Source organism: Rhodococcus sp. 105337 (genome assembly GCF_012844225.1).
Classification (GTDB): domain Bacteria; phylum Actinomycetota; class Actinomycetes; order Mycobacteriales; family Mycobacteriaceae; genus Rhodococcus.
Genome location: NZ_JABAGQ010000010.1, coordinates 16,221 through 29,276, shown reverse-complemented (window position 1 = coordinate 29,276; position 13,056 = coordinate 16,221). Strand labels below are relative to the sequence as shown.

General features: G+C 67.2%; 12 protein-coding genes. 7 read left to right on the top strand and 5 right to left on the bottom strand.

The genetic code is table 11. The features are described 5' to 3' along the window. Positions 1–122: 122 nt before the first annotated feature. The 5 genes from HF886_RS15705 (at position 123) to HF886_RS15685 (ending at position 4,023) form a co-directional block, all read left to right on the top strand. Positions 123–1,034 (top strand): ABC transporter substrate-binding protein, encoded by a 912-nt coding sequence (locus tag HF886_RS15705; RefSeq protein ID WP_169621000.1) that lies wholly within the window; start codon positions 123–125, stop codon positions 1,032–1,034. A 14-nt stretch (positions 1,035–1,048) separates the two neighbouring features. Continuing rightward, positions 1,049–2,155 carry an ATP-binding cassette domain-containing protein gene (locus HF886_RS15700; protein WP_169620999.1) on the top strand — a complete coding sequence of 369 codons (1,107 nt, stop codon included), beginning with the start codon at positions 1,049–1,051 and terminating at the stop codon, positions 2,153–2,155. Continuing rightward, the gene (locus HF886_RS15695; RefSeq protein ID WP_169620998.1) at positions 2,152–2,796 is read left to right on the top strand and encodes an ABC transporter permease; all 645 of its coding nucleotides are present in this window, start codon (positions 2,152–2,154) and stop codon (positions 2,794–2,796) included. The genes HF886_RS15700 and HF886_RS15695 overlap by 4 nt, the downstream gene beginning before the upstream one ends. Next, positions 2,793–3,467 (top strand): ABC transporter permease, encoded by a 675-nt coding sequence (locus HF886_RS15690; protein ID WP_296550336.1) that lies wholly within the window; start codon positions 2,793–2,795, stop codon positions 3,465–3,467. The genes HF886_RS15695 and HF886_RS15690 overlap by 4 nt, the downstream gene beginning before the upstream one ends. 130 nt (positions 3,468–3,597) lie before the next feature. After that, positions 3,598–4,023, top strand: a complete 426-nt coding sequence (locus HF886_RS15685; protein ID WP_169652810.1) for a hypothetical protein — start codon at positions 3,598–3,600, stop codon at positions 4,021–4,023. A 517-nt stretch (positions 4,024–4,540) separates the two neighbouring features. Here HF886_RS15685 and HF886_RS15680 read toward each other — a convergent pair. Beyond that, positions 4,541–5,398: an alpha/beta hydrolase gene (locus HF886_RS15680; protein WP_169652809.1), complete on the bottom strand. Its 858-nt coding sequence runs from the start codon at positions 5,396–5,398 to the stop codon at positions 4,541–4,543. 212 nt (positions 5,399–5,610) lie between these two features. Beyond that, positions 5,611–6,900, bottom strand: a complete 1,290-nt coding sequence (locus HF886_RS15675) for a glutaminase (protein ID WP_169620994.1) — start codon at positions 6,898–6,900, stop codon at positions 5,611–5,613. A 197-nt stretch (positions 6,901–7,097) separates the two neighbouring features. Between HF886_RS15675 and HF886_RS15670 the strand changes: the two genes are divergently transcribed. After that, on the top strand, positions 7,098–7,529 hold the full coding sequence (locus tag HF886_RS15670) for a YciI family protein (RefSeq protein ID WP_169652808.1): 432 nt from the start codon (positions 7,098–7,100) through the stop codon (positions 7,527–7,529). Positions 7,530–7,534: 5 nt separating this feature from the next. Further along, positions 7,535–8,821: an RNA polymerase sigma factor gene (locus tag HF886_RS15665; protein ID WP_169621087.1), complete on the top strand. Its 1,287-nt coding sequence runs from the start codon at positions 7,535–7,537 to the stop codon at positions 8,819–8,821. A 4-nt stretch (positions 8,822–8,825) separates the two neighbouring features. On the opposite strand, the gene HF886_RS15660 is transcribed toward HF886_RS15665, so the two are convergent. The 3 genes from HF886_RS15660 to HF886_RS15650 all read right to left on the bottom strand — a co-directional run bounded on the left by HF886_RS15660 (position 8,826) and on the right by HF886_RS15650 (position 13,054). Next, positions 8,826–9,680 carry an LLM class F420-dependent oxidoreductase gene (locus HF886_RS15660; protein ID WP_169652878.1) on the bottom strand — a complete coding sequence of 285 codons (855 nt, stop codon included), beginning with the start codon at positions 9,678–9,680 and terminating at the stop codon, positions 8,826–8,828. 153 nt (positions 9,681–9,833) lie between these two features. Then, a complete protein-coding gene (locus HF886_RS15655; protein WP_169620992.1) occupies positions 9,834–10,514 on the bottom strand; it encodes a response regulator in 681 nt (226 codons plus the stop codon). Further along, positions 10,511–13,054: a sensor histidine kinase KdpD gene (locus HF886_RS15650; RefSeq protein WP_169652807.1), complete on the bottom strand. Its 2,544-nt coding sequence runs from the start codon at positions 13,052–13,054 to the stop codon at positions 10,511–10,513. Before HF886_RS15650 ends, HF886_RS15655 begins: the two co-directional genes overlap by 4 nt. Positions 13,055–13,056: the final 2 nt, after the last annotated feature.

The window sequence follows — 13,056 nt, the reverse complement described above, 5'->3', positions numbered from 1 at the left end:
GCGACCATTCGGTCGCCCGGCGTTGTCTGTTCGGCAGCCACGCGGGTCCGATCGGTGACAAATCAGGCAGTGCTGCAGGAGAGCGCGTTAGAGTCGACACGCCGACCGCCGAGGAGACCCACGTGAAAGCTTTCGTTCGCACCGCCATAGTTGTCGCCACCGCTGCCCTGGCGGTGACCGGATGTTCCGGGAACAACGCCGACGATCCGCTCGCGTCCGAGTCCGGCGAGGGTGGCACCATCGTCGTCGGTTCGGCGAACTTCCCCGAAAATGTGCTGCTCGCGGAGATCTACGCGCAGGCGCTCGAGGGGAGTGGCGCCGAGGTGACGCGCCAGTTCAACATCGGCAGCCGGGAGATCTACTACGACCAGGTCGCCTCCGGAGCCATCACCGTGCTGCCCGAGTACAACGGGGCACTGCTCGCCCGCGTCGATCCCGAGAGCACTGCGGCTACCACGGAGGATGTCAATGCCGCTCTGGCGGAGTCGCTTCCGGAAGGTCTCTCCATTCTCGCGTCGGCGCCGGGGGAGAACAAGGACGCACTCGTCGTCACGGAGGAGACCGCGGATCGCTACAACCTGACGACCATCGCCGATCTCGCCCCGGTTGCAGGCGAACTCGCCCTCGGCGGACCGCCCGAGTTCGAGACACGGCGGCAGGGCGTCGTCGGTCTCCGAGACGTCTACGGCGTCGAGTTCCAGAAGTTCGTGCCCACCGACACGGGCGGGCCGATCACCATCCGGGCGCTCGGGGACAACACCATCCAGGTTGCGAACATCTTCACCACCGATCCGTCTCTCAGTACCGAACCGTTTGTGGCACTGGACGATCCGGAATCCGTATTCGGGGCACAGAACGTCACGCCGCTCGTCCACCGGGAAGATCTCACCGACGAGAACGTCGCGACGCTCGACGCTGTGTCCGAGAACCTCACCACCGACGTTCTCATCGAGTTGGTCGGCCAGGTCGTCACCGAGGGCCGCGACATCGATGTCGTCGCCGAAGAGTGGTTGCAGGACAACGGCATCAACTGAGGGCCGGGTGCTCCGTGATCACTTTCGACAATGTGCAAAAGCAGTATCCCGACGGGACCGTGGCAGTCGACGGACTGTCCCTCGAAGTGCCCACCGGCACTCTCACTGTGCTGGTGGGCCCCTCCGGATGCGGTAAGACCACCTCGCTGCGCATGATCAACCGGATGGTGGATCCGACCGCCGGACGCGTCCTGGTCAACGGCGAGGACGTGCGATCCCAGGATCCGCAGACCCTGCGGCGCGGGATCGGGTACGTCATCCAGCACGCCGGATTGTTTCCGCATCGGACCGTCGTCGACAACGTCGCGACGGTGCCGCGCCTGATGGGGGCGTCACGGAAGCAGGCCCGGGCGACCGCCATGGAGGTCCTGCACCGCGTCGGACTCGGAGACGAGTTGGCGCGCCGTTACCCGGCCCAACTGTCCGGGGGCCAGCAGCAACGGGTCGGCGTGGCCCGCGCACTCGCCGCCGATCCGCCGATTCTCCTGATGGACGAGCCGTTTTCGGCGGTGGACCCGGTCGTCCGCAAGGAGTTGCAGCAAGAGTTACTGCGCCTGCAATCGGTACTCGCCAAAACCATCGTCCTTGTCACCCACGACATCGACGAAGCCATCACCCTCGGCGACCGGGTCGCCGTGTTGCGACCGGGTGGGGTGCTCGCCCAATACGCGACTCCCGAAGAACTTCTCGGCGACCCGGCGGACGACTTCGTTGCCGGGTTCCTGGGCGTCGACCGCGGGGTTCGGTTGCTGTCGTTCTTTTCCACGGCCGGTCTGCCGCTGCACACAGACAGGATCACGTCCACCGGAGACATGCCGATTCGGGATGGCGACGGCCGGTGGATGCTCGTCGTCGACGACGGGAAACGACCGGTCGGCTGGCGCGATCCGCATGCCTCCGATTCCTCCGGCACCCTCGTGCCGGCGGGACGGGGATTCGTGCCGGGGAAGGACACTCTGCGCGCCGCGCTGGACGCTGCGGTGTTGTCGCCCTGCGGTTTCGCAGTTGCGGTCGACGAGGACGGGCGGGCGCTGGGCGTCGTGAGCAGTGAAGAGGTGGCCGCTGTCGTTCGCCGGGAACACCGGGAGCGCACCGACTCGCCGGTGCGGAAGCAGCTGTGAGTCTCCGGATCCCGGGTTACCTCGGCACGTTCTGGGAACTGCTGTCGGATCACCTGGTGATGGCCCTCGGTGCATCCTTCCTGGGCCTGGTGGTCGCGCTGCCCCTCGGTCTGGTGTGCGTGCGCTGGCCGCGGTCGTACCCACCGGTTCTGGCGATTTCGAGTGTGCTGTACTCGATTCCGTCGCTCGCGTTCTTCGTCCTGCTCATCGCGTTCACCGGCATCAGCCGCACGACCGTGATCCTGCCGCTCGCCGTGTACGCCCTCGCGGGACTCATTCCGAATGTGGTCGACGGTCTACGCGGGATCCCCGACAGTGTGCGGCAATCCGCGATCGCGATGGGATTCTCGGGCCCCCGCAGGCTGCTCACTGTCGACCTGCCGATTGCGCTGCCGGCGGTCATCGCGGGCTTACGGGTCGCGGTCGTCGCCAACATCAGCATGGTGAGTGTCGGGGCACTGATCGGAATGGGAGCATTCGGGTCGCTCTTCACAGCCTCCGTGCAACTCGACCGGCTCGATCTCGCGCTGGTCGGGATCGCGGTGATCGTCGTGATGGCACTCGTCGCCGACGCGGTGCTGGTTCTCGTGCAATGGCTCGTCACCCCGTGGCTGCACCGCTCGGCAGGGGCGGCCCGGTGACGACGCTGTGGTACTACCTCGTCGACTATTTCGGTGACGGCGCGAACTGGTCGGGGCCGTCCGGGATTCCGGCCCGTCTCCTCGAACACTTCGGTTACACGTTCCTGGCGTTCGTCCTGACCGTCCTGCTCGCGCTGCCGCTGGGGTTGTGGACCGGCCACACCGGTCGCGGCGGAATCCTCATGACCCTCCTCGCCAATGCCGCCCGGGCACTTCCGACGTACGGGCTGCTCGTGCTGCTGGTCGTGCTCTACGGCATCGGGCTCGTCCCGATTCTGGTTCCGCTCGTCGCGCTCGCGGTGCCGCCCGTGCTGCTCAACTCCTACGAGGGGATTCGTGGCGTCGACCCCGCGCTCACGGATGCGGCGCGGGGAATGGGCATGACCCGGATGCAGGTGCTCCTCCGTGCGCAGTTACCGGTGGCGCTGCCGCTGATCCTCGTGGGCATGCGCACCGCAGCGGTCCAGATCGTCGCTACCGCGACCATCGCGGCATCGGTGAGTTTCGGTGGCGTCGGCAGGCCGATCGTGGACGGTCTTGCCCGGAGCGACTATGCACTCGTCGTGGGAGGCGCCGCCCTCGCGGCCGTGTGTTCTCTCGTCGTCCTCGGGGTTTTCGCGGTGTTGTACCGCGTGGTGGTCTCGGAGGGCGTGCGGGCTTCGACGGGGTGATTCGCGGGCCTTCGTCGCCGCTGCGGGGGCCGCCGGACGTGTCGGACGTCGGGTGCACACTTTCCGGACAGACACGAAAGACAGGAACGGGACATTCGCCCCGGCGCGTCGTCGAGGAGGCGCAGTTGCGATGTATACGAGCGGTGAAGCGCATTTCAGCTGGACGTCGCGGCGCGTGATGCTGCCGGAGGACGACAGGTACGGCCGTTCCGGTGTGGCGCCGGATACGTCGGGCGTGACACTGGACCGGGTGCTCATGGGGTCCCGCCTGATGGCCTGCCGCGATGTCGAACAGGAGAGGGAATATGTCGCGCTCGCCGTCGGTGCGGTGGACGGCGGCGACGACGTACCGGTCCGGGTTGTAGAAGAAGAGCGGCTACTGCTGCACGGACCCCGAAGCGGCTTCGGCCCGGAGATTCTGGTGGGCGCGGAGGACGACGACCTCGACGACCGAGAGGTGACGCGTCAACTGCTCGACGGTGGCCCTCTGCGCAGTTTGCTTACCCGTACAGGTGCCCATTCGGTGGCTCTGACGTGTGCGAGCGCCCACTGCTGACCGGACCGGCACGGGCCGCGCCGGCGAGATCTCGTACCGCGCGGACCGATGTATCAGCTTTTCGCGTGACCTTTTCGTGATCTTCCATTACGGTTTATACAGCCCGCAGAGCGGGGACACTCACCTCGTGGTACGACGTGTCGTGTTGCTAGCTGCGGCGCCGGACTGAGGTACGCCCGTCGGGGGCAGTCCGGCGCCGCACTTTGCTACCGAACAGCCACCGCGACGATTCGGGCCGGCGCTAGGCGCGCCCTGCGATTCCACTTCCGTGATCTCCCTCGTCACCCCACGCGCGCAGCGCGGACACGGTGACGCGAAGCGAATCCTCGGAGGGTGCCGGGTTCACGGGCTCGGCCCCGCCCGAATCGGGCTTGACACGGCCCGCTACGGGAAACAGCGAAGAAAACAGCATGATCGACCTTCCGTCCGTGCCGTGGGTCCTCAAAGGGTGTACCACCGGCCCCCACAGTTTTGAACGCGACGTAGGTCACACTTCGCTGTTTTCCGCGTCCGACGCTCACGAACGCGGGGCAAAGACTCCTTCGGCGAGCCGAGCGGGCGCTTCGACCGCGAGGAGATGCCCGGCACCGGGAACCACCTGGAGGTCGACCGCCATATCGTCGCCGAGCTTTCGCAGGGACGACAGCTGGATCAGCGGATCCTGCTCGCCGACCACGATCTCGACCGCGCGGCCACGCCAGCGCTGAAGTACCGACCGTCCTATCCGAGGCAGACCGGTCAGTGAGGTGCAGTACGCACCGACACGGCACGACCAGCGCAAAGTCGGATCGTCGGGCTGGTAGCCGCTCCCGGCCAGGGCCTGCAGGTAACGCTGGGTGTTCTCGAGATTCGGCTCGTTCCGCCACTGCAAGCCGGGAATGAGCGCGCGATGCCACCTGGCGCGCGGCACCAGCCCGAGCGGCGCAGCAAGGACCAGCTTCTCCACTCGGTCCACGTCGGCTGCGGCTGCCGCAACAGATGCCGACCAGCCCAGGCCGATAACCGGCGCGCTCGCTATTTCGAGTGCGTCGAAGACCTCCATCAGCCAGCGGCCGTACGCCGCGTGAATCTCGGCCGCGGGCCGGGTACGGGCACTCCCGCCGGGCAGGCCGGGAAGATCGACGAGGATCGCCCGGCGCGAGTCGTCCAGCTGCTCCGCGAGGACACGCAGGCCGGCAGCCGGAAGGTCCCCGCCGGCCAGAACGACGATCGGCGGCGCGGTGGGGGCGCCGACACTCAGGACGAACGTCTCGCCCAGCGACGTGCGCGCGATATGTTCGTCGACCGGCCGCGACCAGTGCGACAGCATGCCTGCGCACGCGGAGTGGATGACGCTGTCGTCACCGGGGCAGCGGTACGGGGATCGGGTGAGCATCCGGGTCACCCGCCCAATCCGGCCGAGCCGGGCACGACGACATGTTCACAGGTGAACAGCATTGGCTGAATCTTCTCTCGTAGGCACGACATCTCTTCGCCGACCTTGCGGCACACCGGACGACACCGTAGCTCACTCCTCAGCGTCCACGCCACCATCGCCACCGACATTCTCTTCGGCGCGATCTCAGACGTCCCTCGAGTACCTCTGGTTCACTCCGAAGAGCCTGCGGATTCGTCGCGCAGCTCGTCGAGCGTGGTGAACACCCGAGGACGGTAGCCGTCGCCGGCGTCCGGATCGGACAACACTTCCTCGGGATCGACCAGCGCAACGTCGATTCCGTCGAGGTGCAGTCGCCGGATCACCTCGAGCAGCATCCTGCGGCCTACCGGGAGAACGGCGCGCACCAGCGTGAGATCGAACACGGCGCGCTGCGTCTCGACGGGTTCCTCGACAAGTGCCCGCACGACGCCTTCCGCGTTCGTGAAATGGATGTCGCCGTGGAGTTCGAGAAAGGTGAAAGCCTCACTGCCCTCACCTATGACGGCGCGGCGTCGCAGAACCGAGCGCGAGACGATCGGCGCCTCCATGAGGTGCAGATTCATATCGTGCGACAAACGTTCGAAGGCTTCGACGCCGCGAACGCTGGTGCCGTGCTCGTCCAGTCGCGGCGAGTACACCGCAATGCCCAACTGCCCCGGCAGGATTCCGATGATCCCGCCGGAGATACCGCTTTTCGCGGGGATACCGACGGTCGAAAGCCAGTCGCCGGCCGCGTCGTACATTCCGCAGGTCGCCATCACCGACAGCACCTGCCGGACGACGGACCGGGAAAAGATCCGCTCACCCGTCCGCGGCTGGACGCCTCCGCCCGCGAGCGTGGCGGCCATCATCGCGAGATCGGCTGTGGTGACCTTCACGGAGCATTGCCCGACGTATCCGGCGACGATGTCGTCCGGATCGTCCGGGAAGATCTCGTAGTTGCGCAAAAGGTTCGCGATTGCGACATTTCGGAAGGATGCACCCAGTTCGGACGCCGAGATGCCCTCGTCGACCTCGAGCTCGCGCCCCGCAAGGGACGACAGCAGATCCCGGATCGCACGAATGCGGTATTCGGGTGTCTTGTTCTCGCCCACCAGTGCGTGAGCGGTGAGCGCCCCCGCGTTGATCATGGGGTTGAGCGGACGTCCGGTATCCCGCTGAAGCGAGATTTCGTTGAACGCCTCACCCGACGGTTCGACACCGATCGCGTCCAGTACCCGCTCGAAGCCACGCTCTTCGAGCGCGAGGCCGTACACGAAGGGCTTGGAGATCGACTGGATGCTGAACTCGGTGTCGTCGTCGCCTACCGAATACGTCACGCCCTCCGCGGTGACCAGAGAAATCGCGAAGCGGTCGGGGTCCGCGTTTTTCAGCTCGGGGATGTGATCGGACGTCGCGCCCTTTCCCTCGGAACATACGGAGAGAACTTCGGTCAGGTAGTCCGGCAGAGGTGAACGCATCCGTCCATCGTCGCGCATGCTCGCCGATTCGATCGTCCGCCCCCGCTCCCGTGTCACGAAGGTTGCCCGCGTGGCGACGGCCGCCCACGAACGCAGCCGGCCCGAAAAAAATCCACCGTGTTGTCGATCGATGACCAGCCTGTTCGACGTATAGGTTGAGAGATCGACACGCGGTCTCCGAGTCGAAGGAGAATCCCATGAAATACATGCTCGTCATGCGCGCCACCGACGCCGCCCTCGAAGCCTCGAAGAACATCGATTTCGAGGAGATCCTCAACGCCATGGGCCGGTACAACGAGTCTCTGATCAAGGCGGGCGTCCTCCTCGCAGGTGACGGACTGTCGGACCCGGAGGAAGGCTTCGTCGTCGATTTCGACTCCGATCCGCCCCTCGTCACCGACGGCCCCTACGGGGAGACCAAGGAACTGTTCAACGGGTTCTGGATCATCCAGACGTCGAGCAAGGAAGAGGCCGCCGAGTGGGCGAAACGGTGCCCGCTCGGACCCGGTTCCAAGCTCGAGGTTCGCCGGGTGACCGAATCCGACGAATTCGACCAGAACAACGAGTACGTCCAAAAGGAAGCCGGGTGGCGAGAGCAGCTGGGCACCGACAAGCCGGTGGTCGGCTGATCGCGATGACCGACACGGTGCCGCACGGACCCGACAACGCACGTCGCGTTGTCGAGGCCGTGTGGCGCATGGACTCGGCCAAGATCGTTGCGGCGCTGACACGCACCGTCCGTGACCTCGACCTCGCGGAGGACCTCGCCGGGCAGGCACTGGTCGAGGCGCTCGAGCAGTGGCCGGACACCGGGGTACCCCGCAATCCGGCGGCATGGCTGACGGCCGTGGCCACCAGGCGCGCTATCGACGGGTGGCGGCGCCGCGACCGGCTCGACGAGCGTTATGCCACTCTGGCACGCGAGTTGAGGGACGACGCGGCGGGGTTCGACACCGACGCCTGGGACCCCGACCGCATCGACGACGACGTGCTGCGGTTGATGTTCGTCGCATGCCATCCGGTCCTGAACCGGAATGCGCAAGTAGCGCTGACCCTGCGGGTGGTCGGCGGACTCACGTCCGACGAGATCGCGAAAGCGTTCCTCACTCGCACCACCGCTGTGCAGCAACGGATAGTCCGGGCCAAGAAGACCCTCACCGCCGCGCGGGTGCCGTTCGAAGTTCCGGCGCGAGAGGAGTTTCCGGAACGACTCGGTGCAGTTCTCGGAGTCGTCTACCTGATCTTCAACGAAGGCTACGCTGCCAGTTCGGGTGAGGAATGGATCCGGAAGGATCTGGGCGACGAGGCCTTGCGGCTGGGCCGCGTCCTCGCCGAGCTTCTTCCCGGCGAACCCGAGGTGCACGGACTCGTCGCACTGATGGAACTCACCGCGTCGAGGTTCGCCGCCCGCACGACACCATCCGGTGAGCCGGTGTTGCTCGCCGACCAGGACCGCACCCGCTGGGATCGCGCCCAGATCAACCGCGGTCTCGCCGCACTCGCGAGAGCCGATGCGATAGGGCGCGGCCGGGGACCGTACGGCCTTCAAGCGGCGATAGCCGAATGCCATTCCCGCGCACCTACCTTCGAGGACACGGACTGGGATCGCATCGTCCTGCTCTACGACATTCTCGCTCGGGTGGCTCCCTCACCGGTCGTCGATCTCAACCGTGCGGCGGCGTTGTCCATGGCGCGCGGTCCGGCCGCCGCGCTCGAAGATATCGACCGGCTCGTCGCATCCGGCGCGCTGGCCGGGTACCACCTGCTGCCCAGCGTGCGGGGTGAACTGCTACGCCGCCTCGGCCGCGCGGTGGAGGCTCGCGGCGAATTGCTCGAGGCAGCACGTCTCACAGGCAACGAACGGGAACGCTCCGTGCTCCTCGCCAAGGCGGAAGAAGTCCGCGAGTCGTTCGGCCTGTGAGAGTTCAGCCCTGCAGATCGAGCGCCGCGAGCGTTTCGAGTTGCTCGACGTAGTGCTCGGCCGAGGTCGCGGCGATCGTCACCCCTGCCACGGTGGCACCCGCCTCGCCGACCCGTCTCAGCCGGTCCCTGGTGCGGGACGGGTCGCCCAGCGGGTCGACGGGCCGGCCGGTCCCCAGCACGACGTCGAACTCGGCCGGAAGTTCTGCGCGCGACAGCATTTCGGAGAGGGTGTCGAGGTCGAGTCCGAATGGAACCCAGCCGTCGCCGAGTTCGACCGCGCGTCGCAACGACCGGGGTGTGCGGCCTCCGACCCATACGGGCACCTCGGTACGGAGACCGTGTGGATCCACCACCATGCCGGAGAACTCGAAGTGCGGTCCGGCGTAGGAAGGCCGCTCGCGTCCCCAGGCTGCGCGCACGGCGCGGAGCGCGTCGTCGGCGATCTCCCCGCGACCCGCGAACTGCGCACCGAGGAGAGCGAATTCCTCTGCGAGGCTGCCGACTCCCACACCCAGGACCAGGCGTCCGCCGCTGACCCGGTCGAGGGTCCCGTAGCGCTTCGCGATCTCGAGGGGGTGGTGGTACCCGAGCACGAGTACCTGTGTGACCAGCCGGATGCTCCGCGTCCGCGCCGCGAGGAATCCCAAGGTGGCCAGCGGGTCCCAGTACGTGGCACCGCGTTGCGCAGCAACATCTACCGGTACGGCGACGTGTTCGCTGCACGTCAGGTGGTCGAATCCGAGGCGATCGGCGGCTTCGGCGATCGCGACGAGGTCCTCGACGCCCGCGTCGGCCTCCCAGTCCCCGGCGACTCCGGGCACCCGGGTCACGATCGGGCTCGTGATACCGAGACGCAGAGTCATCGGAGGCGTCCGGCGGCCGCCATCCGCGGTCCGCGTCCTTCGATGCGGTCAGGTGTCATACCGGCCACGCTAACCGAACGCCACGTCCCGGCAACAGCGTGTCCCGGTCAACGGTTGCACCGCCCCGAACTCGCACAGCGGGGCAGGTCAAGGCTCGAACCGGTAGCCCCGACCGGACTCGGTGATCAGATGCCGCGGACGAGTGGGGTCCCTTTCGAGCTTGCGCCGCAGTTGCGTCAGATAGACACGCAGATAATGGTTTTGGCCGACATAAGAGGGCCCCCACAGTTCGGTGAGAAGCTCACGCTGCCCCACGAGCTTTCCGCGATTGCGCACCAGCATTTCGAGCATGCCCCATTCGGTGGGGGTCAGATGGATGTCGGCACCGTCTCGGACGACCTTCTTCGCCGCGAGATCGACGGTGAACGCATCGGTCACGACCACCGGTTCGGGCAGGTCGGGCAACGTCGCGGCGCGCCGGACAGCGGCGCGGATGCGGGCGAGGAACTCCTCCATTCCGAACGGCTTGGTGACATAGTCGTCGGCACCGGTATCGAGAGCGGCCACCTTGTCGGCGGCATCTGTCCGCGCCGAAAGCACGATGACGGGTGCGGTATTCCAGCCGCGAAGGCCCGCCAGCACTTCGATGCCGTCCAGATCCGGCAATCCCAGATCGAGGACGATCACGTCCGGATGATGCCGGGACGCCGCGAGCAGGGCGGTGCGTCCGTCGGTGGCGGTGATCACGTCGTATCCCCGTGCCGTCAGATTGATGCGCAAGGCACGCAGCAGTTGGGGCTCGTCGTCGACCACGAGGATGCGGGTCATCGCTGGTCCTCGTGTGGCGCGGCGAGTTCGACCATCATCGTGGTGCCGCCTCCCGGAGTGTCGGCCGCGGTGACGGTCCCACCCATCGCCTCGACGAGACCGCGGGCGACCGTCAGCCCCAGTCCCGCGCCGCCGGCCGCCCGCTGGTCGCCGGACCGCGGAAACGTGGAGAAGACGTCGTCGTGTTCGCTGTCGGCGAGCCCCGGCCCGCTGTCGGCGATCGTCACCGTCACCCGGTCGTTCCCGCAGGTGGCGCCGACGCGGATGGGGCCGGTCGGTGCGTAGCGCAACGCGTTGTCGAGGAGGTTCGCCAGGGCCCGTTCGAGCAGCGCGGAGTCTGCCTGCACCTGCGCGTCGTCCACGTCCACTTCGACGCGCTCACGTATCGAGCGGGCGGTGTCGGGGCCACTGCTCGTGAGGGTGACCAGTGCTCGATGGACCACCTCGTCCAGGTACACCGGCTCGGACGCGGGCACCACCACCCCGGCGGCGAGCCGGGAGGAGTCCAGCAGGTTCGTGACCAGGCGCGTGAGCTGGTCGGCCGACTCCTCGATGGTCGCGAGCAGTTCCGCGGTGTCGTCGGGTGAGAATGCAACATCGGTGCTGCGCAGACTCGACACCGCTGCCTTGACCGCCGCGAGCGGAGTGCGCAGGTCGTGGCTGACCGCGGACAGCAGCAGTCGGCGCAAGCGGTCGGTTTCGGTGAGTGTCGCCGCCTGCGCAGCTTCCGCGGCGAGTTCTTCCTGCCGCACCAGGCCGGCGGCTTGCGCCGTCACAGCGGTGAGGATCCTGCGGTCGCGTGCGCGTAGCCGTGGGCCGGACAGCAGCAGTGCGTACGGCTTGTCGTCGATGCGGCAGACGGTGTCGGCCTCGTCGATCGACAGCGGGGGCGCTGCTCCCGCGGATCCGAGCACGTCCCAGTCGTCCTCGTCGCCGCGTACGAAGCCGACCCCGTGCTGCGCGTAGGTTTCCCGGACCTTCTCGAGCAGCGTCGGCACACCGGCGCCACGCAGGACGGCACCGGCGAAGGATGCGAGGAGTTCTGCCTCCTGGGACGCGAGGCGTGCTTCCCGGGTGCGCGCGGCGGCCGCATCCACGAGTGCCGCCACCGCGACGGCGACAACGAGCAACACGCCGGTGGTGACGAAGTTCCCCGGATCCGCGAGAAGAAGACTGTGACGCGGGTCGGTGAAGAAGAAATTCAGCAGGAGACCGGACAGCAGCGCCGCGACGATCGCCGGGCCGATGCCGCCGAACAGCGCGACTGCCAGGACCACGACGAAGAACAGGATGTTCTGGTCGGTGAATCCGGTGACCCGGTCGACGACCACCATCAGGCCTGCGGCGGCGAGGGGGATGGACAGCGCCGCCACCCACGAGAGGAGCCGACGGTCGTGCCGGCCGGCCAGTGCCAGTCCCGGTGCCGACGAAATGTGCTCGTGGGTGACCATGTGCACGTCGATCTTTCCGGAATCCCGGACCACTGCGGCGCCGATGCCTTCGTCGAGAATGCGCGCCCACCTCGGCCGACGGGAGGTCCCGAGTACCAGCTGGGTCGCGTTCACCTCGCGAGCGAAGTCGAGCAGGGCACTCGGGACGTCGTCGCCGACGATGCTGTGCAGGCTCGCGTCGAGGCTCGCGGCGAGTTCACGAACCTGTCCCATCCGGGGCGCGGACACACCGGTCAGGCCGTCGCCCCGCACGACGTGCACGACCATCAGTGCGGCACTGGATTTCGCTGCGATGCGGCTGGCGCGGCGCACGAGGGTTTCGGATTCCGGACCACCGGTGACGGCCACGACGACCCGCTCGCGCGCCTCCCACGTGGCGGTGATCGCGTGTTCACCCCGGTACTTCGCCAGGGCGAGGTCGACCTGGTCGGCGAGCCACAACAGTGCCAGCTCCCGCAACGCGGTGAGGTTGCCTTCGCGGAAGTAGTTGTGCAGCGCGGCATCGACTTTCTCCGGCGCGTAGACATTTCCGTGTGCGAGCCGGCGCTGCAGTGCCTGTGGCGTGATGTCGACGAGTTCGATCTGGTCGGCTCGGCGGACGATGTCGTCCGGGACGGTCTCGCGCTGCACCACGCCGGTGATCTGCTCGACGACGTCGTTGAGGGACTCGAGATGCTGGATGTTGACGGTGGAGAGCACGTCGATTCCCGCGTCGAGCAGTTCCTCGACGTCCTTCCAGCGCTTGGTGTGCCGGCTACCGGGCACGTTGGTGTGGGCGAGTTCGTCGACGAGCGCGACGGCGGGCCGGCGCGCGAGCACGGCGTCGAGATCGAGTTCTTCGAACTCGGTGTCGCGGTAGGTGATCTGCCGAGGTGGAACGATCTCGAGGCCCGCCAGTTTCTCGGCGGTGCACGCACGTCCGTGCGTGTCGACGATCGCTACCACCACGTCGCCACCGCGCGCGAGACGCCGTTGCGCTTCACCGAGCATCGCGTAGGTCTTGCCGGCACCGGGAGCCGCGCCGAGGTAGATCCGCAGCATTCCCCGGCGCGATACGGCGGGGAATGCTGCGTGGTCCGAACCTGTCATCT